The organism is Leptospira noumeaensis, from assembly GCF_004770765.1.
Lineage (GTDB): Bacteria > Spirochaetota > Leptospiria > Leptospirales > Leptospiraceae > Leptospira_A > Leptospira_A noumeaensis.
This window is the reverse complement of record NZ_RQFK01000009.1, coordinates 245183-267871: the sequence shown is the minus strand read 5'-3', so window position 1 is coordinate 267871 and position 22689 is coordinate 245183. Positions and strand designations below refer to the sequence as shown.

The window sequence follows — 22689 nt, the reverse complement described above, 5'->3', positions numbered from 1 at the left end:
TTCCAATCCTGTTATATGCCAAATAAAAGACAATACATCACCAGTTTTTCCAATCCCAAGGTCAAGTGGGTTGCGGGACTCAAAGAAAAACGAAATCGCGATGAAGAAAAAAAGTTTTTCATTGAAGGGTATCGTGAAATCAAAAAAGCAATCACAAGCAATCCAACCTCACCTATTCCATGTTTACCGGTAAATATCACAAGTCTCTTCATTTCCCCAGAATGTTTTTTAGGAGAAAATGAAGAGGCCCTCATAAACTCAATCCAATGTCCTATCTTTGAACTTCCCCGTAAAATTTTTGAAAAAATTTCTTACAGGGATCGGCCAGACGGCCTCATCGCTGTGGCAGAAACTCCCGATGCCCATGTCCCTTGGGAAAAAATCAAATCGATTGATACCAATCCCATCCTCATCATCGAAGGAGTGGAAAAACCGGGAAACCTCGGAACCATCCTACGAACAGCAGAAGGTGCAGGTGTTGGCCTTGTGATTGTCACCGATCCAAGAATTGATCTTTTTAATCCAAATGTAGTGCGAGCAAGTACGGGAACTATTTTTACTTTACCCGTTTATATTGGAGATTTACAGGAAGTTCTAAAAAAGTTCAAATCCAAAGGGTACAAACGTTATGCGGTCACTCCAGAAGGAAAAACTCTTTATACTTCGATCAATATGAAAGAAAAGTCCGTATTTCTTTTTGGAAGTGAACAATATGGACTAAGTGATGATGCCAAACAACTTTCTGATGACACCCTTCATTTACCCATGCTTGGAGAAGCCGATTCATTAAACCTTGCCATGTCCTGTGGAATTGTATTATATGAATCCATTAGACAAAGAAAGAAATGAAATTATATTTTTATATTTCAGGTCACGGTTTTGGCCATATCAGTCGCTCTGGAAATATCATAAGGCGCCTACTAAAAGAGGATTTCATTGAAGAAATTCACTTAGTCAGTCCAAGAATTTCATTTTTAGAGTTTACCCATCCAAAACTCATCACAAAAAATTTAAAACTGGATGTAGGTGTTTCGCAAAAAAACTCACTCTCCATTGATTTACAAACCACAAAAGAAGAACTCATCGACTTCGAAAAAAACAAATCAAAACTTCTAAAAGAAGAAACAGAATACTGCAAAAAAAACAAAATAAGTTTGATCCTTACAGATAGTTCTTCGTTTCCCATTACCATAGCTCTAGAAACAGGAATTCCCAGTGTATTTATTGGAAATTTTACTTGGGATTTTATCTACCAAAATTACGCGAAAGACGATTCTTACTTTGGAACTCTCAGCGAACAACTTCAAGTGGAATATGGATTTGCAACGGAAGCATTGGTATTACCTTTTTTTTGTCCGATGCCTCCTTTCCTTGAACAAACTAACATTGGTCTTGTGGGAAGAAAACCAACCCTCTCCAAAGAAAAGGCCAGACAAAATTTTGGAATGAAGGATGATACCACTTACATCCTTTTATCCTTTGGAGCTTATGGATTAGAGGGAACCAAACTACAAACAGAAAATCTTCCTAAGTCCATCCAACTTATGGCATACGGTGTTCCCGGAATCCAGAGTGAAGGAATTTTAGTCCCCGAAGTCTCCCATTATCCTGACTTGGTGGCAGCAGCTGATTATGTTTGTACAAAACCTGGATATGGAATTCTTGCGGAATGTTATTATGCCAAAACTCCTATTCTTTATACAGATCGTGGGGATTTTAGCGAATACTTCCATTTGGTAAATGCACTCGATTTATACTTTCGTTCCGCTTATATTGACCTATCCCGAATAATTTCTTGTCAATTTGAAGAAGTGCTGACTCTAATTAATACAATCGACTCGATGACTCCGAAGTTAGAATTAAAAACCGATGGAGAGGAAGATGTCGTTTCTCACTTATTAGAATACAATTAAATGCCAGGCCCAGACTCATATACCGATCGTATCCTCCAAGATTTAGAAGCCTCCGAAAATGGATATTTCCAAATCGAAAACTCTGGAGGCAAAGCAGTTTTAAAAATATCAAAACCGGGTGCCAAAGGTAAAAAAGTCGATTACAAGGATGTGCTCGCACGGGTGCAACTTTTTGGAGTCGAAGGTTACAACCAGGAACAAATCAAAAAAGCCGTTGTATTAGCTGAAAACAAACCAGTGGAAATTGGAACTTGGTCAAAGGGTGATCCCATCAGTTCTTACGCAGACATCACCATCTCCGAAGATTATATGGAAGCGAAAATGGTTCTCCATCCACCCAAACATGGAGGAGACCTCCTCACCGAATACCAGTTACGTGAACAAATTGCTTCGGTGGGAATTTCCGTTGGGATCATTGATGTTGTCATTCAAAACCAAATCAAAAACCCAGATTTTTTTGTTCCTTATACGATTGCCAAAGGTTACCCACCCGTTCCCGGTAAAGATGGACAAATCAAAATCTACTTTCGTTCCGACAACAAACCTCAGTTGGAAGAAGATGAACATGGCCGAATTGACTATAAAAACATTGGTGTCATCCAATCTGTAAAACCGGGAGATCTCATCGCGGAAAGAATTCCTCCCAAAAAGGGTGAATTTGGAAAAACTGTAAATGGAACCATCATCCCCTACCAAGAAGAAAAATCAGTGGATTGGCATCTTGGGCCAAACGTAGAACTAAAAGATGACAAACTGTACGCTAAAATTGCAGGTCGTCCTGTTTTATCTGCATCCTGGGAAATCAAAGTGGATGAAGTGATCCAATTAGAAGCAGTCGATTATTCCACAGGGAATATCGATTTTCCGGGAACCATTATCGTGGAAGAAAAAATTGGGGATGGATTTTCATTAACCACAAACGGAAGTATCATCATTCGTAATTCTGTAGGCAAAGCCTTTCTGAAAGCCAAAGGTGACATTGTTTTATCCGGTGGGTTTATGGGTCGCGGGGAAGGTTATATTGAATCCGAAGGAAATATCTACGCCAAATTTGTGGAACAAGGAAAACTCACAGCCCAAGGAAGTATCTTTGTAGAAGAAGCAGTCATGCATTCCGAAATCTCTGCCAAAGATTTTATCCGTGTGATGGGTGGACGAGGTGAGGTGATCGGTGGAACTTTGATTGCAGGAAACTCACTCACTTGTGCCAAACTGGGTGCTGTGGTGGAAACCAAAACCAAGGTTGCGATAGGAACCCCACCGGAGTTACTTGATGAACTCAACCGCATGAAAAAAGATATCGCGGAAAAAGAAATCACTCTTCACAAAGTCCAACTAACACTCACAAAACTTGTTGAAAAAAGCCAAAAAAAAGAACTGACTTCGGAAGAAAAAGAAACCATAGCCAAACTCAAAGAGGCAAACGAAAAGTTTACCAAAGTATTAGAAACTGAATCCAAACAGTTTGAAACTGCCCTTGGTTCCTATGAACCAAACCCTGATGCCTTTGTGGATGTAGAAAGGGAAGTATTCCCTGGTGTGGATCTTAGTTTTGGAGCAGGGAAAAACTATCGTATGGGAATCAATTCCCTTGTAGGAAAATCCCGTTTTTATTTAGGAACCGACGGAAGCATTCAAACAGAAAGAACCGTCATTAGAAAAGAAGACTAAATAAAACGAATCTTATTTAACAAAGATTGGTTAAACAATCAATCTCCGTTGATAATCCCTTCTTCTTCATCACGAGAAATTCTTTTTTCGGGTTTGAGATCAGCATCTACGGAATTGGTGACTTCAGGAACGATTGTTTTTTTTCGTTTTTCAAATTTCAACTTTGCCAAATCAGTTTTATCAAAAACTAACCAGTGTTTATTACGAAATCCAGAAACCTTTTTAAAAGAAAAACCTGGGCCTTGGAGGATGTAAGTAGACTGCGGAAAATGTTCAAAAGGAATGTCTGGAATATTGGACCAGTCATAATAATTCCCTTGTTCATCATAAGTGACTTCTTTTTGAAGTTCACCAAACAAAATCTCAATAGAAGTTTCCGAAGACCAAATATAAAATCCAGTCCTTGCATAATGGGAAACCACAGAACGAACAGGATTGTATTTAGAGATAACAAGCAGTAGTTGGTCTGATTTTAGTTTTTGTAATCCATCCACAAGATCAAGTGCAAATTCTTTGATTTCCTTTTCTTCAAATATGTATTGGTTTACATCGCCATAAGAACTTTCTTCCCGAAAACGAATGTTACCAAGTAAATCTAAAACCTTGTCCTCTGTGATTTCCACAGGATGGGCAAAAGTTTTGGGAACTGAAGATTCTGCCTTCAAATTGATTTTGTCGCGGTTTACTGTGTAAATCGCAAACTCGTTGCTACGGAATAACAAAGCCCTGGACTTAACACCAGTGGCACATGAGTTTAAAGTGATGGATAAAATAAGAAAAGAAAGAAGTCTAACGAGTTTCATTACGCTTATGCCTCTAGAGTTTTTTGAAACTCTGGAAATTTAGAAAGGTATTCATCTAAAGTTAAAATGGAAAGGATATGGTTGAGCCCGGATAGACGAAATACGGAGTTTAGATTTTTATTCAGATTAGTGACAAAGATTTCGACCCCGCGGTTGTGTAGGGCAGAGGAAGCTTTGATGACGGCTCCAATTCCGCTGGAGTCCAAAAACTTCACAGAATGAAAATCCATTGTCAACTTTCCGAAATTCTGACTATCGATTGCCCTCTCGAATTCTTGGTAAAATTCACGTGAGTTTTCCATCAGGACATCTCTTTGGATCGATAGAAGCAGGTGGTTTTCCTGACGGTGGCTTAGAATCAACATAGTTGGATTAACAATACGTTACGATTCTCTGGATTTGTGTCAAGAAAATCGGGTTTAAGAAAGCGGAGCCAAATCCGTCAGATTCATCTCTAAATCGTGCGGGTATCCTTCTTTATCATTATAAACGACTATGGCTTTTTCGGATCCGACTTCTTTGATTTCCACTGTCGAACCAGTAAAAATAAAAATACCTTGGTGAAGGAACGTTTGTTTGGTGAGTTTTGCCTTGTCGCCTGGCTTCATTCCCCATCCTCTTTTTTCAAATAAAGGTCTTTGCCGGCTTTTTTCATCACATCGAAGATGTACATTTGGCTGTGGTCCACTCGAGTTCCAATATCATAAATGGCGTCGGTAAAATCAGCACCTTCGATTTTGGCAGATGCAAGTTTCGCAAATCGGAGGTCAGCACCACGGAAGTTTGCGTTTCTTAAATCGGCTCCGTTAAAAAAGGAGGCCTTTAAGTTGGCACCTTGGAAATTGGCACCGACAAAACTGGAATTTTGAAGGAAAGCATTGTGCAGGTCAGCACCTGAAAAATCCACTCCATCCAATTTTTCCTTTTCCAACATAACACTAGATAACTTTGCTTCTCTAAGGTGGCCTTGGTTGTGGAGGAGTTCCATTGTTTGTGCTTTGGTGATTCGGTTTTCTTTCGGAACACCTTGCCCAGACTCATAATCTTCCACTGCTTTTTTGAGAGCAGCAACAGCAGATGCCGGGTAGTTTTTTCTTCTCTCTGGAAATTCGAAAAGTGTTTCTAAGGTTTCAGGAGTGAGGTTTCTTAAATCGTTTAGAGATTTGCCTTTTGCATATTCAGTGGCCATAGCAAGAGCGACAATTCCAAATCCACAACCCGTTGTGGTGTAACTTGCGTCTTCCACAACAGAGTCTTCGTTTAACTTTAAATAAATGCGATATCCGTCTCCGCAACCAGTGTTGCGGTAATAGGAGACAACTGTTGCGTCTTCCATCTCACGGTAATTCATCCTTTGGTCGTTGATTTCTTTGTAGCGAGCAAAGTCCATTACTGCCATGAGTTGTTCCCCCGTTATAACTTAGACGGATATGAGGCCGTAACCTCTTACTTCATTTTGTATTTTTTCTTGAACTTGTCTACTCGACCGGTTGTATCCACTAGTTTGGATTTTCCAGTAAAGAAGGGGTGGCAGTTGGAACAAATTTCCACACTGATATCCCCGGCAGTGGATCTAGTTTCGATCACAGTACCACAAGCGCATTTGATTTTTGCAGAAACGTATTTTGGATGTATGTCAGTTTTCATGGTGGCCCTTCTAATTTGTATTCATGCTGGCGAGGAACTGGTCGTTCGTCTTTGCGCCACGCATCTTTTCGATCAATAGTTCCATACTTTCGGTGATACTCATGGGAGAAAGTACTTTTCGGAGGATAAAGACACGAGTGAGGGTATCTTGCGGTAGCAGAAGTTCCTCTTTTCTTGTCCCGGAGCGGTTGATGTCGATGGCCGGGAAAATTCGTTTGTCAGCGAGTTTTCTGTCCAAATGGATTTCCATATTTCCCGTTCCCTTAAATTCCTCAAATATCACCTCGTCCATTCGGGAACCAGTGTCAATGAGAGCAGTGGCGATGATGGTGAGTGACCCACCCTCTTCGATATTTCTTGCCGCTCCAAAGAAACGTTTTGGTTTGTGGAGGGCATTGGAATCCACACCACCGGAAAGGATTTTTCCAGAAGTAGGAACCACTTGGTTATAAGCACGGGCAAGCCTTGTGATGGAGTCAAGAAGGATGACCACATCCTTTCCGTGTTCCACAAGTCGTTTTGCTTTTTCGATGACCATCTCTGCTACTTGGACGTGGCGTTGTGCTGGTTCATCAAATGTAGAACTCACAACCTCACCCTTCACATGACGAGCCATATCAGTTACCTCTTCCGGACGTTCATCAATGAGTAACACGATGAGAAAAATTTCTGGGTGGTTTCTGGTAATCGCATTGGCAATGGATTGCATAAGAACTGTTTTACCTGTTCTTGGAGGAGCCACAATCAGAGCCCTTTGGCCCTTTCCAATCGGACACATAAGATCAATGACCCTTGTATCCAAATGACTTGGATCGAACTCCATATTGATTCTTTCGTCTGGGTAAAGAGGTGTTAGGTTATCAAATAAATTTCTTTTTTGTGCCACTTCCACCGGGAAACCGTTGATGGATTCCACACGTAACATAGCAAAAAATCTTTCTGCTTCTTTAGGTGGTCTGATGAGCCCGGTTACAGTATCTCCCGTACGAAGACCGAACAATTTGATTTGAGAAGGAGAAACATAAATATCATCTGGACCTGGCACATAATTGTAGTCAGGTGAACGAAGGAAACCGTATCCGTCAGGAAGTCTTTCCATCACCCCTGCTGCATGCACTTGTCCGTCTTTTTCGGTTTGTGCTTGGAGGAGAGCGAACATCAAGTTTTGTTTTTTCAAACCATGAGTGTTTTCCACCCCTAAACCCTTCGCAAGGTCAGCCAGTTCGTTGATGTTTTTTTTCTTTAGTTCGACTAAGTCGAGTGGAGGAGGAACGGGGCCTTCATAACGGTTCTTTTTTTTCTTAAACTGTTTTGGGGGTTCGGAACCATCTTCTTGGTCCATGATGCCGTTGGTATATTCAGTTGGTTCTTCGGGAGGATTAACTTGGATTTCTTCTTGTTTGCGTGATGCCATAGATTGTTCTACATTGAGTTGTTAGAGTATTTGATTAAAATCGGGAAACCATTTGTGCAAGTTATGTATGCAAGGGAAACAGCGAAGTGCGGAGGTGTTTTCTCAAACGGTAATGAAAAAATTGTTTTTCCGAGTGTTTTCGTCAACGTCTTTTTTTCGACTTTTTCCCTGCTTGCCTTGGTTTTGGGCTCTGTTTCTTCCCTTTTGGCACTGGTTTTGAAGATTTCACTGGTTTCTGAATGGTTTTAGCCTTTTTCACCGGCAGTGGATTCTTCTTTTCTGTGACTTTTTTGGGTTTTTCTTCCGGTTTTTCCGAACGTTTTCTAGGAATTACAGACTTTACTTTGCCTTCATTTTGAAAACGTTCTGAAAGTTTTAAAAACCGAATTCTGTTTTGTAAGGTTGTTCTTGGAACACCCAGTTCCGTTGCCGTATGAGAGATATTGTTGGAATTTCTTTTTAGCGACTTATGGATGTAATGCGCTTCCATTTCTTCCAATACCGATTCTAAAGGTAGTTTCGAACGGAAAGCATCCCCTAAATTTGGGAATTCCAAATCTCCTTCTCCCGAAGGATGGGAAAATGATGACGGAGAAAAGTGGTATAAAAACCCAAAAACTTTTTTTTCTTTCTTTAAGGTTACAATACGAAGAGTGACTTTTATCTCAGTGATGTTGGTATATAGGACACTCGTATCTGCATCCTTACCCAAACTCAAATCATGATCTTTTAAGTAAGTTGCGAGAACTTCTCGATTTAAATTATGAAGGTATTTTTCCGCAAACTGAAGCGAATCGCGAAACAAAGGTTTTGTGAGAATATGATTTTCAAAATTTTCGTTATAAAAGATTGTAGAACCATTTACATCTGTTGCGAGAAGCCCATCTGGAAAATGGGAAAGGATGAGTTCCATAAACCACTGCACTGAGTCCGCATTTTCTTTTTTCTTTTCTAACTTGGATTCGATGTCTTCCAGTTTGGGATCACGTGAATGAGAAGAATCGAGACGTGTGAAGGCTGCAAGAAACCTAGGTTTGTCCCAATTGTCTTTTTTTTCGCCGTCCAAACCAATGACAGGGATTTGTGTGGATTCTTTAAAATAGAGTAAAAGATTTTCGTGAAGTTCTGTTTCTAAAATTTCAAAAGGAATTTGGTCTAGGTTTTCTCTTTCTTTTCCCAAATCAGACAGTTCGCGATGGACACGGTCTTTGGATAGTAAACCGAGTAACTCACCCTCTTCCGAAATGACGGGAAGATGGGTAGCCTTTGTCAGCAAAAAATGACGATACAGCGATTCAAACTTCACTAAGCAGTCATTTTTTGGAATTTAGTATCAGTGAAAATCGAAATTTTTAGTTTTCTTGAATCGCGGTTTGCTTTTGTTTGTGGAGGCTCATCCAAATGGGTTGCACCCAAACATTGTCAGCAGTTTGGTATTCTTCAGGGATCTCTGCTTTTTGCGATCGTAAAGACATAAGACTGTAAACTAGCGAACGTTTGTATGTATGGAGTGATAGTTGGTAGTTCCCAGACAAAAAGTATTCTTTTGCATGGTCTTTTTCACTTTTTGCCATCACAAGATATCTTTGGATTTTTTCCTTTGTATCCCACTCCAATGTGCGAGTGCCGGCTTTATCTTCCCCTTCTAGAAGGATCCATTGTCCCATGGCTTTTTGGTAGAGCCCATTTGCTGATTCTTCCATAGGAAAACAAAGTTTTCGTTGTGTGACAAGAAGATCCCCTTCGGCAACAGAAAGAGTTTTTTCAATTTCCACTCGGTTGCCTGCGCGGTAAGTTTCTTCTACTTGGGTACGAATGGATTCAACTGAAGTTTTTCCCGTTTCCGGTTCCAACTTCAGTTGTTCTTTGATGTCGAGGACTAGTGTTATTTTTCCATCTAATTGTTTTTTACGTTCTCGATAGGACATTGTGGTTTTTGCCACAAGTGCCAAACTAAAACTCAAGATGATAACACTAACAATCCACTTCATATTATTTTTTCTTTTCTTCTGGGTAGATGGCTTTTCCGTTTTCATCAAACTTAGGAGTAGGAGGAACGGACTCACGTCTTGCACCTTCTGTCTCTTTGATTTGAGCATTGGCTTCCAAAAGTAAATCTAACTTTTTAGAAGTAATGAAACCATAGTTGTCATCGTGTTGCTCTAAAAGATCCAAAGGTTTTGCGTCTGGATTGCCTGGCGGCACAACAGTTCTTTCCATACGTTTATTTTCTACGAAGTTGATGATGGTATCTCTCACCTTTTCGTAATTACGTTGTTTTTCTTCGTTACGAGCTTCTTTTAAATCTTCGTTGGAACGGTATTGGTATTCTGGTTTGTCTTCGTCTGGAGTTTTACTATAAATCATCGCGAGTATAGCAAAACGTTTGGCACGACGTAGAGTCAGAATCCCTTCTTTATAAAGAGTGAGTTTGTATCGGTATTGGTGTGGGCTGGAATTAAGACCTGTTGTATAAAGGTCTTCCGAAGAACGAAGGTCACGAAAACCAAGACGTAACAACGCTTTGGCGTTATTGTCATTGGAACGAATGATGGTAGGAGCTGCGGCTTCGAGGAGTGCTCTTGCATCTTCGATATATTTTTGAAGTACGATTTCAAAAATATTTTTTAGTTCCCCTTGGGCTTGGCGGAGTTGGCGAAATCCATACACATAGTTACTTTGCAGATACCACATGTTTCCACTAAAGTCAGATTGGTTGGCTGCTTTTAGAAGTTTGAAATAATCAAAATCCAAATTCTTTTTGGAAGGATCCGCTGCGGGAGTTTCAGCCCCTGGCTGCGCAGAACTTTGTGTTTCTTCTTGCGAAGGAGCCAAATTGCTCAGAGCAACATTGATAAAATTTAAGTTTTCTTTGTTTTCAAAGATTAAAATCCCCAGATTCGTCTGTTCTGGTGATACTGCACTGATATGTGATATATGACTCACAACCATTGCAAAAAAGAGGATGATTTTCCATTTTCCCATAGCTCTACCTTGTTTTTATATATCGGAGCTACGGGAAAAACCAGGACTAAATTTTACATTTTTTGGATTCGTTCTATCGCAGAAATCACATCTTCCCGCTTTCCAAAGGCAGAAAGTCGGAAATATCCCTCTCCGGCAGGCCCAAATCCCGATCCGGGAGTTCCCACCACTTGTGCTTTCCCCAAAAGTTCGTCAAAAAATTCCCAGGATTTCAGTCCTCTCGGAGTTTTTAACCAAATGTAAGGAGCGTTTGTTCCGCCAAAAACAGTGTATCCAGCAGTTGCCAAACCTTCGCGAATGAGTTTTGCATTTTGCATATAGTAGGAAATTTGTTCTTTGATCTCCACTTGGCCCTGTGCTGAGAAAACTGCCTCAGCTCCTTTTTGTGTCACGTAAGACACTCCATTGAACTTGGTTGTGTGGCGACGGTTCCAAAGAGAATTGAAACTAATTTCTTCGCCCGCTTTTGTTTTTCCTTTTAGATCTTTCGGAATCACAAGGTAGGCACAACGAGTTCCTGTAAATCCAGCTGTTTTGGAAAAGGATCTAAATTCCATAGCCACTTCTTTAGCACCAGGAATTTCATAAATGGATTTTGGAATTTCTGGATCTTGGATGAAAGATTCGTAAGCAGAATCATAAAGGATGATACTTCCGATTTTTTTTGCAAAGTTCACCCATTCCGTAAGGCGTGCCTTCGTTGCCACCATTCCCGTTGGGTTATTCGGATAACAAAGGTAAATGATATCTGGTTTTTCTTTTGGAAAGTCTGGTTCAAAATTATTTTCTTCTGTGGCTGGCATATAAATGATATTCGCATATCTTCCGTCTGTTCCCACTTCTCCTGTGCGACCTGCCATCACGTTTGTATCTACATACACCGGATACACGGGATCCACCACGGCAATTTTACTATCTAAAGAAAAAATCTCTTGGATGTTACCGCAGTCACATTTAGATCCATCAGAAACAAATACTTCATCTTCTGCGATTTGGACACCACGAGCCGTATAATCATGAGCAATGATTTTTTGGATGAGAAAGGAGTATCCTTGTTCTGGGCCATAACCATGAAATCCGCCAGCACTTCCCATCTCCTTAGCTGCATCAACCATTGCATTTACAATCGTTGGAGCGAGTGGTAAAGTCACATCACCTATTCCGAGTCGGATGATTTTAGCACTTTGGTTGGCATCGGAATAAACTTTTACCCTTCTTCCGATTTCAGGAAATAGATATCCTGCTTTCAATTTTAAATAGTTTTCATTTATCTGAGTCATTTTCTTCTTTATTTTCCTCTATGAGTTTTCTCGATCTAAATCCTTCATGATAACCGTGTTCGTATAACACATCTTCTTCGCCCCAGGTCCAACAGTAGAACCCAGTGCCGTGGTCAAAATCAACCAACCACAATCCTTTCACATCGATCTGCATTGCCAATATTTCATTTGTCCAATGTTTTACGATTTCACCGATTTCTTCTTCTTTGGCTTCTAAAACATTTTCCGGCAAAAGTTTATTTCTAACATCATCCGCAAGAACACTGGCTTTTAGATAATATTCTCTTGTGATGTCTCGCACTAAAGGAAGGACGTCTCGGGCTTCCGCTAGTGTCCAAATCTTTTTAGTCAAAATTCACTCCGAGACTGAGACAAAGTAAAACCATTCTTACCACAACGCCATACTGCGCCTGACGGAAGTAAGCTGCATTCGGTAAATCATCTACATCAGTGGAAAGTTCATTCACACGTGGGAGTGGATGGAGGATGGTTGTGTCCTTTTTGGAAGCAAGAACCAGTTCCTTATTCACTTTATAAATATCTTTTAGCTTTTCGTATTCTCTATGATCAGGAAATCTTTCTTCTTGGATTCTAGTCACGTAGGCAACATCCGCATCCCAAAAAGCTTTGATGTCAGTGGTTTCTTCCCAAGTCATGGGAAAACCTTCTAAGTTCTTTTTGTATTTTTCAGGAAGTTTCAATTCTTCGGGACTAATCAGATACAAATGTACAGGATAATGTCTTAAGAGATTGATTAATGAATGGATGGTCCTTCCATACTTAAGATCCCCAATAAAGGCAATGTTCAGGCCATCGATTTTTCCTTTTTCTGAAAAGATCGTGTATAAATCCAGAAGTGCTTGGGTAGGATGTTGGCCTGCCCCATCTCCTGCATTGATCACAGGAATGGTGACTGCACCCGCGGCAATCCGAGAAGAACCTTCTACAGGGTGACGAATGACAGCGATATCCACATAGGCTTCAATCATCTTCATGGTATCGTAAAGAGTTTCGCCCTTTGAAATGGAGGAAAATTGAAATCCTACTGTGGAAATCAACCTTCCACCTAACCTTTCCATGGCCGCCTCGAAGGACATTCGCGTGCGTGTGCTTGCTTCAAAAAATAAAGAGGCAAGGAGTTTTCCATTCAGAATTCCAAACGCTTCCCCCGATTCATGGAGGACACTCATACGGTTTGTTTTTTCGATTAAGAAATTTAGGTCTTCTTTGGAAAATTGGAGGGTGTCTAAGATGTTTTTGTGGGAGTAAGAGTACATAGTTCGGAAATCTTTTCTCTAGGGTTTTTGGTATCGAATAAATCGAAAACATATTTTTTGGTATTTATGGTCGATACAATCCAGAACAAACTCCGTGATATGGAACTGGTCACCCAACACCTAGTCCAACCAGACGATTTGAACTACCATAACAATCTTTTTGGGGGAAAAATGCTCTCCTGGATCGACGAGGGAATGGCAATGTATGTGATGAATAAAATTCGTTATACCAATATTGTCACCATGAGTATGGACAATGTGGTATTTCGTTCCCCCGCTCGGGCGGGAGACATCATCCAAATTTATGGAAAAATTGTAAAATACGGAAAATCCTCGGTCACTTCTCGAACTTTGGCCATCACCAACAACCCACAAACCGGAAAAATGTCGGCAGTGATTGAAAGTGACATCACCTACGTTTGTTTAGGTGAGAATGGAAAACCTACAGCTTATTTTCGAAATTTTACCCCAACCACTTAGGAAAAAGTGTTTGGTTTACCCCAAGGAGATTCAAAATCCTTCCGGCAATAAAATCTCCTAGGTCATCTAGTGTTTTTGGCATTTGGTAGAATCCGGGAGAAGCAGGAAGGATGATGGCTCCGGCTTCGTCCAAAGCCAAAAGATTTTTAAGATGGATGCGGTTGTATGGAGTTTCTCTCGGAACCACAATGAGCCTTCTTCTTTCTTTCAAACTGACATCAGCGGCCCTTTCAATTAGATTTTCCGTAAGGCCTGCCGACATGGAAGCCACAGTTTTCATACTACAAGGAATCACAACCATCCCATCCCATGTATTCGAACCACTGGCAATGTCTGAACCTATATCAAAAAAATTACGAACTTGAAATTTGTGTTTGGATTTTACTTTCCACTTGGTTTCGACAAAAGATAAAATGTCTTCTGCCGATTCCACCTTTGTTTCATATTCCTCTGAAAAGATACGTAAAGCCGCAGGGCTTGCCGTAATATAAGTTTCACCTTCTAGTTCATAGAGAGCGCGAAGAAACCTTGCCGCATAAATACTGCCACTGGCACCGGCAAGGCCCACAACTAGTTTCATCGAAAACTAATTCCAGAAGAAACTTTCAGTAAAAATTCGTTCCATTTATCAAAAAGAATCGCAAGGAATAAAACTACACTGATCCAAGAATTGATCTGGTAAAACACCATCGGTAAATCTTTGGATTTGTACTGATAAGAAATTTTATGTTCATACAAAACCAAAATTCCAATCACTGAAAGGATAAGGAAATACATAACCCCAAGCCCTGCGCTGATTCCTGCAAAAACAAAAAATACTAAGGAAAGAATATGAAGGACAAGTGCAATGATCCTTGATTTGGTTTCACCTAGACGTGAAGGAATGCTATGAAGATTTTCTTTGGCATCAAAATCCATATCTTGAATGGCATATAACACATCGAAGGCGGAAATATGAAAGAGTAATCCTAAAGAAAAGAGAATGGGAACCAAACTCACGGTTTCTGTGATGGCAATCCAAGCACCGAGTGGGGCGAGGGAGATGGCAAATCCCAAAACCAAATGACAAAAGAGAGTAAACCTTTTGGTAAGCGAATAAAGAAACAAAACAAAAAGAGCCGGGAAAGAAAGTAGGAAGGCTAGTTTGTTCACAAAAAAACTAGCAAAAATAAAAATAAAAGAAGAAAGGCCTATAAACAGAAGTGCGGAAAGTTTGGAAATTTTTCCGGAAGGGATTTCTCTATTTTGAGTGCGTGGGTTTTTTTCATCAATTTCTGAATCCACATACCGGTTGAATCCCATGGCAGCACTGCGGGCCGTGACCATACAAACAAGGACAAGGGCTCCAATTCGGAGCAAATCCCCCGTATCCAAAGTGGATTCTAAGTAGGCCAGGATGAAACTAATCCCTGCAAAAGGGAGAGCGAAGAGTGTGTGGGAAAATTTTACCATTTTAGCGTAGAGAATTAGGTTTTTAAAGAAGTTCATGGCATCCTTTCTGCCCTTAGTTTAGACAGTCGGAAGGTTTTTTGGTTCATTCAGATTCGATTTCTTCCGTTCTTAGAACCAAGGTCACAAATTATGAATATCCGTCTTTCCTTTCTTGGGCGATTCCCCGCATCCACTGTGACAATCGGGATTTTTCTCCTCACAACTGTAATTTTTTCTCATCCAAGTCTTGAGGATCGTCCCCTCCGGATTTTTTTCCACTGTGGCAAAGAACTCTTCACTAAAATGGATGAGGAAGGCCGCGGAGGACTCAGTGCCCTCCTAGGTTTTGTCGAAAGAGAAAAAATGGATTTGGATTTAAAACGTGGGAAAGGTTACATGTTGTACCCTTTTACTCCCAAAGACAAACCACTCGAATTTCCCTTTGATGGATTCACTCTTGGAAAACCGAGAGAGTTGAACCATGGCCTCGTAAAACTCGGATTAGGTTCCATTCAGGAACTCATCGATGTTAAAAATATTGAAGATTATGATGGTTGGATTGTTTATGTGAATGCTGATGATGAAACCAAAATCCCTCTCTTACCTTGGCAAAACCATCCAGAACTTCCATTATTCCTCCTTGTCGAAGGAAAACCACAAGCAAGGTTTCGTTACTTGTCCAATGTCCATCAAATCGAATGTCCGAAAGATTACGGTAGGCTTGGCACTTTAAATTTATTCTTTCGCAAACGAAACTTAATTCGTTTGGATTATAAATTAGAATCCATTAATTTAACAGACAGAAATCGTTCTTGGAAACAAAGAAAGGAATCAGAAACCGAAGAAGGTTTAGAGAAACCTACTCCGAAAACGAAGGACATAGGGAAGAAAGAGGACAAGTCGAACAAAATGTCCGGCGGGCTTGGCAATTCTTACGACCGAGAAATATTAGGTACAGAGATAGGTTTCGGCAAATCTCCTTAGGTGTGATTTTCATCATTTCCCGTTCAATCTGAACGGGATCTGTTTTTTTGGTAAAACCCAATCGTTTGGTGAGTCGTTTCACATGGGTATCCACAACAAACCCTTCCACCACACCATAAATTTCTGCAAGCACCACATTGGCAGTTTTCCTTCCAAACCCAGGAAGTTTGATGGCCTCCTCCATTGTTTTTGGAATTTCACCACCAAATTCATCAAGAACCATTCGCGCAAAACCTTGGATACTTTTGGCTTTGTTTTTATAAAATCCTGTGGAGAAGATTTTTTTCTCTATGGCTGGGAGAGGTGCACTCGCAAAGGATTCTAAAGTGGGAAAGGTGCGAAAAAGTTCCGGCGTGACTTGGTTTACACGTTCATCCGTACACTGTGCACTTAAAATGACAGCGATGGCCAATTCATAAGGTTTTGTAAACGTGAGGGGAGTTTCTACGGCACCGAACTCCGCCTCTAAGAGACGGTAGACTTCGGTGATTTTTGGTGTTTTTCTGGATTGTTTCAATCCAAAAGAGCGCTTAAAAGATTTAAGCTGCTGGTTGTGCTTTTGGGGTGATCCCTACGTATTTTTTAGGAGTGATGGCAGTGATATCGCCGCCGTGGTCTTTGATTGCCACTTTCAAACCTTTTTTACGAAGAGTTCGCAAAGCACGTGTAGAAATCTTAACGCGAACCCAACGGTTCTCGTCTTCCAAAAAGATTTTCTTTGTGATCACATTCACCTTCCAGATACGGCGGTTCTTTTTATGAGAATGGGATACGTTGTTCCCTGCCGTCGTTCCTTTTCCGGTTACTACACATGTTCTAGCCATAATTATTACCTTGTTTCGCTATGTTTTTGTACCCGTGGAATGGGTCAATTCGAAACGAATCTTTTCCTGAAAGAATCGAAGTGCTTCTTCAGGACTGTCTGCAAATCCGAATAAATCCAGATCTTCTTCCGAAATCAGGCGCATCTCGGCGAGTTTTTTGAAATTGATCACTTGTGTCCAAAATTCCTTTCCATAAAGAAGGATAGGGATTTTAGATTTTTTACCCGTTTGGACAAGAGTCAGTGTTTCAAATAATTCATCGAAGGTTCCAAACCCACCAGGAAAGGCAACCATCCCCCGGCAAGCCTTCATAAACCAAAGTTTTCTCATAAAAAAATAATGAAACTCGAAAGCAAGCTCCGGATCCACATAAGGATTCACATGTTGTTCATGCGGAAGGACGATATTCAGAGCCACCGACTTGGCCCCAGCTTCTCTGGCACCCCGGTTCCCCGCTTCCATAATCCCAGGCCCACCACCAGTACAAATATTCAGATTACGGCCGGGCCTTTTTGATTTTAAAGAATCGGCCCATTCGGAGATTAGTTTCGCAAAAGCTGTGGCTTCCGCATAATAATTGCTTAGATTCTCGAGGGCTGTGGGAGGATTGGACTTAGGTGATTCGGGTGACGGGATTCTAGCCGATCCAAAAACAACAATGGTATCAGTGATCCCATGAGTTTGGAATTCTGATTTGGGGTGCAGGTATTCCGAAAGGATACGAACGGGACCGGCTTCATTTCCCCATAAAAAATTTTGGTTCTCAAATGCTAAATCAGTCATCTTGTTATCAAAGATCGACCGATTGGAATAAAAAATGCGGAAATTCCCAAAAACACTTTTTGTCTCTATTTCCTTAGAACATCTCCCTATGACAGAGGGTGAACTCAAACAATTCTGCATCGAATGGGAGGATTCTAGGTTCCAAAATCTCAGACCAGCCGTTGTCACTCGTTGGAAAACGGAAACTTTAGCTCTCGGAAAATCAAAAGTGGATTTTGAACTGATTTTCCCTTTAAGATTTTGGGATGGCTTAATCTACTTTTTTTTCCCTAAAAGATATTCCCAAAAAGAAAAAGGCAAACTAACGGATATTTTACGGAATTATATTTTATTTAAAGAACCTATAGAAAAACCCAAACCTTTCAAAGAACTTTGGATTCAGTTTTGGAAAAGACCCATTACAATTGTTTGGTTGAATTTAGGATTTACAAAACTTCGGATGGAACTGGATTTCATTCCGGATCTTTTACCAAATGCACATCCACTTCATTTTGATGGGGAAAAAAAACTCTACTTTCGTACAGGATACTTAAAAACAATCACCTATAGGTTTACGAAAAAAGAATTTAAAGCGCCTTATCCTAAGTTTGCAGAAATGTACATCAAAACAAAAGACAAACATTCTGACCAAAGTTTTGGCAAAACATATTATAGTTTTCTTGGATACTTACTGGAAACTAAAGACGACGAATATCTGTTATCCTATTTTGGTTTAAATCCTATTTTACCAATGTCGATTCGAAAGGAAATTCCAAATGAAATTTGGAAAATCATTCATCCAGAGATCCAATCCCAGTGGCTGGAATTGAATCTATTAGGAAATGAATTAGAATTTAGGACTGTCTACCAGGTTTCCACTTCTTCGCAGAATCATCTAAGATGATAAAACGAGAGTTTTTACCAATAACAACCTCATTGATTTTTTTATCTTGTAAAGCGCGATAAACAGAGGTTCTGCTAGTGTTTTTCTTTTCAGCGAAATACTTGATCTCCAATAAATTTTTACTGATTTGTTTGCATGTATTCACTAGTGCATCTGACATTGTTGGACTAACCTCTCTCACGTTAGACAGAATGTTCGCCGAAGTGATTTTATTTTTTTAAAAACGATCCAATCGAATCGAAAATTCTATCTGTTTTTCTGAGTTTGCTGCAATCGTTTTAGGATTACCACCAGGGAAATGTAAAAAATTCCCAGTTCCTGTCATAGGCTCTATCGCTATAGACCTTCTATCTTGTGGTGTATACACTTGATAAAAATCACCACCTTGGATGATTAATTTTTCTTTTTTATTCATAGAGAATAATCCTATATAAGAATTTTCTCCATCGATAGATGCATATAGATCATCTAAATTTTTCCCGACAAGTGTCGTTTCCGAATTTAATACAATCACATCATTCTGAATTTTTTCCGGAAGTAAATAGTCTCCTAACTTAACTTGATGAAACCCTGATCCAAATAAAAATAAATCATCGATCGATTCATCTTCGTTCCAACGAAAGTAAGGATGTATACCTAGTGCAAAAGGGAATTCTGTATCAGACTCGTTTTTTAGTTTATAAAGGATTTTTAACTCCGATGGATAAAGCAGATAACATTCTCTGATTTGAATTTTGGAGAGTAAACTACCCTTCCAACTTGAGGGGATTTCCATTTCAAATTCGGCATAAGACTCGGTATCACCTATTTCTTCTGCCACCAAATGCCTGGGTAAGTTGTGATAAAGGCCGTGTAATGGGATTCCATTTCCATCGGTCAGCCAATGAGTGCTCGGATAAAACGGCTCTCTAGCCCATGGATTGGGTTCTAGACGATTCACCCATGGAAACATCAAAAAAGACCCGGAAGCAAAAAAAGGATCTGGTGCTCTATGTCCAGAAACGACAGAAACGGGTTTTCCGTCCACAGGTGAGAAAAGATGCAAACCAAGCCATTGGCCGCCACCTGTTGGGTGGGTCTCAAAACTGGACTGTTTTGTTTTCAGTTGGTACAAGATTTATCTCCCAAAAATGATTGAAGTCATAGTTTGCCATCTTAGAAAGGTTTGTATGCCTTTAAGAAAGCCCTTTCTTTTCATTTGTGTCGTTCTGCTTTCGGTTCTTTTTACCGAATCTTGTGTCATTGGGAACAGTATGAACTTGTTACCGCAAAGTGGCAAGGCTGATTTCGAAGAGAAACTCATTGCCGGAAGGGATCAAGAAAAAATCGTCATCATCTCTATCGAAGGAATGATTTCTGATGATTCCAAAGAATCTTTTTTTGGTCCACCCACGGAATCGATGGTGGCTCGGGTCAAAGAATCCCTCAAATATGCAGAACGAGATCCAGATGTAAAAGCTGTGATTTTAAAAATCAACTCACCTGGTGGAACGGTGACCGCCAGTGATATCATCTACCAAGAAGTTTTAAAATTCAAAAACAGAAAATCCATTCCCGTGTTTGCCGGATTTATGGATACAGCTGCTAGTGGTGCTTATTACATTGCAATGGCGACAGATGCTATTGGTGCTCACCCAACAACTGTTACAGGTTCCGTTGGTGTTATCATGTCAGGATTCAATGTAAAAGAAGGTTTGGATAAAATTGGAGTGAAAGATCAGTCATTTACTTCTGGCCCAAACAAAGCACTTGGATCTCCCACTACGGAGATGACTGCAGAACAAAGAAAAATCCTCCAATCCATCATTGATAGTTTGTATGGTCGTTTTTTCGAAGTTGTTAAAAAAGGAAGATCAAATGTAGCAGAGTCTCGCCTGAGAGAAATTTGTGACGGAAGGATTTTTACTGCAGAACAAGCGAAAAAAGAAGGGATGATTGATTTCATCGGATACTTTGATGACTTTGTTTACCAAACCATGCAACATCCAAAATTCCAAGGAAACCGTAGCGGGAACCCACGTGTCATCACTTACCAAAGAGGGAAAGGTCGTGTAGATAATATCTACCAAGCGACTGATGCCAACAAAAACCCTTTTTCTTTGGGCATAGCTGATAAAATCCTCGGAACCAGTACCAACGCTAAATTTCTTTATCTTTGGGATCTATAATTTCAAGGCCGACTAATCAATGTTATTCAATTCTATTCCCTATTTACTTCTTTTTGCGTTTACGTATTTAATTTACTGGAATATCCCACAAAAAGGAAGAAAACCATTACTGGTTATCTCTTCCTTAATTTTTTATGCATATTTCAGTTTTCCTTTTTTGTTTCACTTCCTGCTTGTGATTCTTATCAATTATGGATTTAGTGAATGGATTTTTAATCGAAAAGAAAAAGGTGAAAAATACAACCGATTACTATTTTCAATTGTTGCTTTAAACTTAATCAATTTAGGTTTTTTTAAGTATTTCTACTTCTTTACGGGATCTTTATATTCTCTCACCGGTTATCCGGCGTTCAAAGAAATCTCTGGTTCTTGGAGTATCTTTTTACCACTAGCAATTAGTTTTTATACCTTCCAAATCATTGCAGTGCAGGTGGACATCCATAGAGGGATTATAGAAAAAAGAATGTCCGCTGTGGACTATTTTCTATTCATCCTTTTCTTCCCCCAATTGATCGCGGGTCCCATCATGCGGTCCCAAGATTTTCTTCCACAACTAGACAACCCTACCATCGATTCAGACCGAATGAAAAAAGGTCTTTTTCTCATCATTGGTGGTCTTTTTAAGAAAGTAATCATTGCGGAAAACATTTCTCCGATCATTTCCCCCATCTTTATGGATCCTGCAAAATTCGATAGTTTTTCGATATTTTTCAGTGTTCTTGCATTTGCCGTACAAGTGTATTGTGACTTCTCAGGATATACGGATATGGCTCGTGGATCGGCCAATTTACTGGGGTATGAAATTCCGGAAAACTTCCAAGGGCCATTTTTTTCCCAATCGTTCCGGGAACTTTGGTCTAGATGGCATATCACTCTTTCTTCTTGGTTACGGGATTATATTTACATCCCACTTGGTGGAAGCAAAGGATCTATCTTTCGTTCCAATGTAAACTCGTTCATCACCATGTGTCTTGGTGGGTTATGGCATGGAGCCAACTGGGCCTTTGTGTTTTGGGGGGCTTACTTAGGTGCTCTCATTTGGATTGAAAGGTCTTTGTATTTACACCGAGGTAAAAAGAAATTCCTTCCTGATACCCTTCCCTTTGTAGGAATCATTAGAACCATCGTTGTGTTTATCATCTTCACTTTTTCTGGTGTTTTTTTCCGAGCCGCCGCACGTGGCGATGAATCGATGAATGTAGCCTACGAAATTTTTAAAGGTGTATTAACGTTTCGTAACACTGGAGAAACTCTCAGTCGTGTGGATGAACTGCCAACTTTCATTGCCCTTGGTTTGATGTTTAACTGGTTCCAATATTCGAACTATGTGTATGAAAAACTAAAACCTTATCAAAATATCCTCCTTCCTTTCCTTGCAGTAGTCATTTTGCTGTTACTCGGAATTTTTGGAGATGGCGGACAAGATTTTATCTACTTCCAATTCTAAATCCTTACTTCAAAGAAGTAGGATCTACGCGGAACAACCGGGAAGAATTAGTTTCATTCTTTCCGGTTTTCTTGCACTCCTCACTTTAATAGAATGTGCTCCTAAATTAGAATGGATTCGTTCCCTTCCTTCTGATTTTCCAAGAGATCAAAAGATAACACTTGGAATTTACCAAAGGCCTTCAGAAAACAAATCTGCTTATGGATCCAAAGAATACCAACTGCACTGGCAGGAAGAAATTCATTTACAACCCAATTCCAAATTCATAAAAACTTGGAGCGAATGGAAGGTTTATAAAGATCATTCTGAATTCCAATTCAAAGAAGGAACGGGAGATTTTGAAAAGTCAGGAGATTGGGTTTTACTCAAAACAATCTTCATTTCTGAATTTGAATGTAAATCGAACGAAAAAGTAAATGCGATCCCACGAAACAGAAATTGGGTTCATACATTTCCCTGTTCGGAAAAACAGAAACCGAATCTCCATTCCACAAATCATAACTTGTTATATTTTTATGATGGTAAATCTTTATATCCTCTGCAATACGAATCAGGGTATAAAGAAGCCGATTTTGGAATCGCCTGGGAGTCAGACCTTCCCTACACCAAATCTAGTCTGTTTGAAAAAGCTAAGTTGAAATATGGGAAAAAAGAATTCCAACCCCACGTGTACAACCACGTGAAGTTGGATTGATTCGA

General features: G+C 40.0%; 26 protein-coding genes. 8 read left to right on the top strand and 18 right to left on the bottom strand.

Annotated features, from left to right (window positions below):
* Positions 1-15: 15 nt before the first annotated feature.
* From EHQ24_RS02905 to EHQ24_RS02895, 3 genes are read left to right on the top strand one after another with little or no spacing between them, the layout of a single operon-like run.
* Positions 16-849: a TrmH family RNA methyltransferase gene (locus tag EHQ24_RS02905; protein WP_135600190.1), complete on the top strand. Its 834-nt coding sequence runs from the start codon at positions 16-18 to the stop codon at positions 847-849.
* Complete coding sequence (locus EHQ24_RS02900; protein WP_135600189.1) at positions 846-1913, top strand: glycosyl transferase; 1068 nt, start codon at positions 846-848, stop codon at positions 1911-1913. The genes EHQ24_RS02905 and EHQ24_RS02900 overlap by 4 nt, the downstream gene beginning before the upstream one ends.
* Positions 1914-3584 carry a FapA family protein gene (locus EHQ24_RS02895; protein ID WP_135600188.1) on the top strand — a complete coding sequence of 557 codons (1671 nt, stop codon included), beginning with the start codon at positions 1914-1916 and terminating at the stop codon, positions 3582-3584.
* Between the two features lie 38 nt (positions 3585-3622).
* On the opposite strand, the gene EHQ24_RS02890 is transcribed toward EHQ24_RS02895, so the two are convergent.
* From EHQ24_RS02890 to pyrB, 12 genes are all read right to left on the bottom strand, one after another.
* Positions 3623-4387: an LA_1326/LA_4305 family lipoprotein gene (locus EHQ24_RS02890; protein ID WP_135600187.1), complete on the bottom strand. Its 765-nt coding sequence runs from the start codon at positions 4385-4387 to the stop codon at positions 3623-3625.
* Positions 4388-4392: 5 nt separating this feature from the next.
* Entirely contained in the window at positions 4393-4689 is a 297-nt protein-coding gene (locus EHQ24_RS02885) for an STAS domain-containing protein (RefSeq protein ID WP_244310278.1), read from the bottom strand.
* Positions 4690-4806: 117 nt separating this feature from the next.
* Positions 4807-4995 carry a hypothetical protein gene (locus tag EHQ24_RS02880; RefSeq protein WP_135600185.1) on the bottom strand — a complete coding sequence of 63 codons (189 nt, stop codon included), beginning with the start codon at positions 4993-4995 and terminating at the stop codon, positions 4807-4809.
* Positions 4992-5786, bottom strand: coding sequence for a pentapeptide repeat-containing protein (locus EHQ24_RS02875; RefSeq protein ID WP_135600184.1), 795 nt, complete (start codon positions 5784-5786; stop codon positions 4992-4994). The genes EHQ24_RS02880 and EHQ24_RS02875 overlap by 4 nt, the downstream gene beginning before the upstream one ends.
* Positions 5787-5833: 47 nt before the next feature.
* Entirely contained in the window at positions 5834-6034 is a 201-nt protein-coding gene (rpmE, locus tag EHQ24_RS02870; RefSeq protein ID WP_004787613.1) for a 50S ribosomal protein L31, read from the bottom strand.
* A 10-nt stretch (positions 6035-6044) separates the two neighbouring features.
* A complete protein-coding gene (rho, locus tag EHQ24_RS02865; protein ID WP_135587090.1) occupies positions 6045-7448 on the bottom strand; it encodes a transcription termination factor Rho in 1404 nt (467 codons plus the stop codon).
* Positions 7449-7590: 142 nt separating this feature from the next.
* Positions 7591-8754 carry a helix-turn-helix domain-containing protein gene (locus tag EHQ24_RS02860; protein WP_135600183.1) on the bottom strand — a complete coding sequence of 388 codons (1164 nt, stop codon included), beginning with the start codon at positions 8752-8754 and terminating at the stop codon, positions 7591-7593.
* A 46-nt stretch (positions 8755-8800) separates the two neighbouring features.
* Entirely contained in the window at positions 8801-9439 is a 639-nt protein-coding gene (locus EHQ24_RS02855; protein ID WP_135600182.1) for a hypothetical protein, read from the bottom strand.
* Between the two features lies 1 nt (position 9440).
* Positions 9441-10433 (bottom strand): adhesin OmpL37 family surface protein, encoded by a 993-nt coding sequence (locus EHQ24_RS02850; RefSeq protein WP_135600181.1) that lies wholly within the window; start codon positions 10431-10433, stop codon positions 9441-9443.
* Positions 10434-10486: 53 nt separating this feature from the next.
* Positions 10487-11713, bottom strand: coding sequence for an LL-diaminopimelate aminotransferase (locus EHQ24_RS02845; RefSeq protein WP_135600180.1), 1227 nt, complete (start codon positions 11711-11713; stop codon positions 10487-10489).
* The gene (locus EHQ24_RS02840; RefSeq protein WP_135600179.1) at positions 11697-12065 is read right to left on the bottom strand and encodes a DUF2203 domain-containing protein; all 369 of its coding nucleotides are present in this window, start codon (positions 12063-12065) and stop codon (positions 11697-11699) included. The genes EHQ24_RS02845 and EHQ24_RS02840 overlap by 17 nt, the downstream gene beginning before the upstream one ends.
* On the bottom strand, positions 12058-12990 hold the full coding sequence (gene pyrB / locus EHQ24_RS02835) for an aspartate carbamoyltransferase (protein ID WP_135600178.1): 933 nt from the start codon (positions 12988-12990) through the stop codon (positions 12058-12060). The genes EHQ24_RS02840 and pyrB overlap by 8 nt, the downstream gene beginning before the upstream one ends.
* Before the next feature lie 66 nt (positions 12991-13056).
* Between pyrB and EHQ24_RS02830 the strand changes: the two genes are divergently transcribed.
* Entirely contained in the window at positions 13057-13470 is a 414-nt protein-coding gene (locus tag EHQ24_RS02830) for an acyl-CoA thioesterase (protein ID WP_002973064.1), read from the top strand.
* On the opposite strand, the gene EHQ24_RS02825 is transcribed toward EHQ24_RS02830, so the two are convergent.
* From EHQ24_RS02825 to EHQ24_RS02805, 5 genes are all read right to left on the bottom strand, one after another.
* The gene (locus EHQ24_RS02825) at positions 13454-14050 is read right to left on the bottom strand and encodes a UbiX family flavin prenyltransferase (protein WP_135600177.1); all 597 of its coding nucleotides are present in this window, start codon (positions 14048-14050) and stop codon (positions 13454-13456) included. The two genes, EHQ24_RS02830 and EHQ24_RS02825, sit on opposite strands and share 17 nt — an antisense overlap.
* Positions 14047-14958: a UbiA-like polyprenyltransferase gene (locus tag EHQ24_RS02820; protein WP_135600176.1), complete on the bottom strand. Its 912-nt coding sequence runs from the start codon at positions 14956-14958 to the stop codon at positions 14047-14049. The genes EHQ24_RS02825 and EHQ24_RS02820 overlap by 4 nt, the downstream gene beginning before the upstream one ends.
* 802 nt (positions 14959-15760) lie before the next feature.
* Positions 15761-16402, bottom strand: coding sequence for an endonuclease III (nth, locus tag EHQ24_RS02815; RefSeq protein ID WP_135600175.1), 642 nt, complete (start codon positions 16400-16402; stop codon positions 15761-15763).
* 22 nt (positions 16403-16424) lie between these two features.
* Positions 16425-16709, bottom strand: coding sequence for a 50S ribosomal protein L28 (gene rpmB / locus EHQ24_RS02810; RefSeq protein ID WP_100742302.1), 285 nt, complete (start codon positions 16707-16709; stop codon positions 16425-16427).
* Positions 16710-16727: 18 nt separating this feature from the next.
* Positions 16728-17492: an LOG family protein gene (locus tag EHQ24_RS02805; RefSeq protein ID WP_135600174.1), complete on the bottom strand. Its 765-nt coding sequence runs from the start codon at positions 17490-17492 to the stop codon at positions 16728-16730.
* Positions 17493-17526: 34 nt separating this feature from the next.
* Here EHQ24_RS02805 and EHQ24_RS02800 point away from each other — a divergent pair, with 34 nt between their 5' ends.
* A complete protein-coding gene (locus tag EHQ24_RS02800) occupies positions 17527-18375 on the top strand; it encodes a hypothetical protein (protein WP_135600173.1) in 849 nt (282 codons plus the stop codon).
* Between the two features lie 217 nt (positions 18376-18592).
* Here the strand turns inward: EHQ24_RS02800 and EHQ24_RS02790 are convergent, their stop codons facing one another.
* Positions 18593-19489, bottom strand: coding sequence for an aldose 1-epimerase (locus EHQ24_RS02790; protein ID WP_135600172.1), 897 nt, complete (start codon positions 19487-19489; stop codon positions 18593-18595).
* A gap of 55 nt (positions 19490-19544) precedes the next feature.
* On the opposite strand from EHQ24_RS02790, the gene sppA reads away from it, so the two are divergent.
* Genes sppA through EHQ24_RS02775 form a run of 3 tightly spaced genes read left to right on the top strand, consistent with a single transcriptional unit; the run spans position 19545 to position 22684 of the window.
* Positions 19545-20543 carry a signal peptide peptidase SppA gene (sppA, locus tag EHQ24_RS02785; RefSeq protein WP_135600171.1) on the top strand — a complete coding sequence of 333 codons (999 nt, stop codon included), beginning with the start codon at positions 19545-19547 and terminating at the stop codon, positions 20541-20543.
* 19 nt (positions 20544-20562) lie between these two features.
* Positions 20563-21990, top strand: a complete 1428-nt coding sequence (locus EHQ24_RS02780; protein WP_135600170.1) for an MBOAT family O-acyltransferase — start codon at positions 20563-20565, stop codon at positions 21988-21990.
* Complete coding sequence (locus tag EHQ24_RS02775) at positions 21956-22684, top strand: hypothetical protein (RefSeq protein ID WP_208725695.1); 729 nt, start codon at positions 21956-21958, stop codon at positions 22682-22684. The genes EHQ24_RS02780 and EHQ24_RS02775 overlap by 35 nt, the downstream gene beginning before the upstream one ends.
* Positions 22685-22689 lie beyond the last annotated feature (5 nt).

Excerpts from the sequence above, each read along its gene's own strand:
- EHQ24_RS02905 (WP_135600190.1), top strand. The coding sequence starts at position 16 with ATGCCAAATAAAAGACAATACATCACCAGTTTTTCCAATCCCAAGGTC.
- EHQ24_RS02900 (WP_135600189.1), top strand. The coding sequence starts at position 846 with ATGAAATTATATTTTTATATTTCAGGTCACGGTTTTGGCCATATCAGT.
- EHQ24_RS02895 (WP_135600188.1), top strand. The coding sequence starts at position 1,914 with ATGCCAGGCCCAGACTCATATACCGATCGTATCCTCCAAGATTTAGAA.
- EHQ24_RS02890 (WP_135600187.1), bottom strand. The coding sequence starts at position 4,387 with ATGAAACTCGTTAGACTTCTTTCTTTTCTTATTTTATCCATCACTTTA.
- EHQ24_RS02885 (WP_244310278.1), bottom strand. The coding sequence starts at position 4,689 with ATGGAAAACTCACGTGAATTTTACCAAGAATTCGAGAGGGCAATCGAT.
- EHQ24_RS02880 (WP_135600185.1), bottom strand. The coding sequence starts at position 4,995 with ATGAAGCCAGGCGACAAGGCAAAACTCACCAAACAAACGTTCCTTCAC.
- EHQ24_RS02875 (WP_135600184.1), bottom strand. The coding sequence starts at position 5,786 with ATGGCAGTAATGGACTTTGCTCGCTACAAAGAAATCAACGACCAAAGG.
- rpmE (WP_004787613.1), bottom strand. The coding sequence starts at position 6,034 with ATGAAAACTGACATACATCCAAAATACGTTTCTGCAAAAATCAAATGC.
- rho (WP_135587090.1), bottom strand. The coding sequence starts at position 7,448 with ATGGCATCACGCAAACAAGAAGAAATCCAAGTTAATCCTCCCGAAGAA.
- EHQ24_RS02855 (WP_135600182.1), bottom strand. The coding sequence starts at position 9,439 with ATGAAGTGGATTGTTAGTGTTATCATCTTGAGTTTTAGTTTGGCACTT.
- EHQ24_RS02850 (WP_135600181.1), bottom strand. The coding sequence starts at position 10,433 with ATGGGAAAATGGAAAATCATCCTCTTTTTTGCAATGGTTGTGAGTCAT.
- EHQ24_RS02845 (WP_135600180.1), bottom strand. The coding sequence starts at position 11,713 with ATGACTCAGATAAATGAAAACTATTTAAAATTGAAAGCAGGATATCTA.
- pyrB (WP_135600178.1), bottom strand. The coding sequence starts at position 12,990 with ATGTACTCTTACTCCCACAAAAACATCTTAGACACCCTCCAATTTTCC.
- EHQ24_RS02830 (WP_002973064.1), top strand. The coding sequence starts at position 13,057 with ATGGTCGATACAATCCAGAACAAACTCCGTGATATGGAACTGGTCACC.
- EHQ24_RS02825 (WP_135600177.1), bottom strand. The coding sequence starts at position 14,050 with ATGAAACTAGTTGTGGGCCTTGCCGGTGCCAGTGGCAGTATTTATGCG.
- EHQ24_RS02820 (WP_135600176.1), bottom strand. The coding sequence starts at position 14,958 with ATGAACTTCTTTAAAAACCTAATTCTCTACGCTAAAATGGTAAAATTT.
- rpmB (WP_100742302.1), bottom strand. The coding sequence starts at position 16,709 with ATGGCTAGAACATGTGTAGTAACCGGAAAAGGAACGACGGCAGGGAAC.
- EHQ24_RS02805 (WP_135600174.1), bottom strand. The coding sequence starts at position 17,492 with ATGACTGATTTAGCATTTGAGAACCAAAATTTTTTATGGGGAAATGAA.
- EHQ24_RS02800 (WP_135600173.1), top strand. The coding sequence starts at position 17,527 with ATGCGGAAATTCCCAAAAACACTTTTTGTCTCTATTTCCTTAGAACAT.
- sppA (WP_135600171.1), top strand. The coding sequence starts at position 19,545 with ATGCCTTTAAGAAAGCCCTTTCTTTTCATTTGTGTCGTTCTGCTTTCG.
- EHQ24_RS02780 (WP_135600170.1), top strand. The coding sequence starts at position 20,563 with ATGTTATTCAATTCTATTCCCTATTTACTTCTTTTTGCGTTTACGTAT.
- EHQ24_RS02775 (WP_208725695.1), top strand. The coding sequence starts at position 21,956 with ATGGCGGACAAGATTTTATCTACTTCCAATTCTAAATCCTTACTTCAA.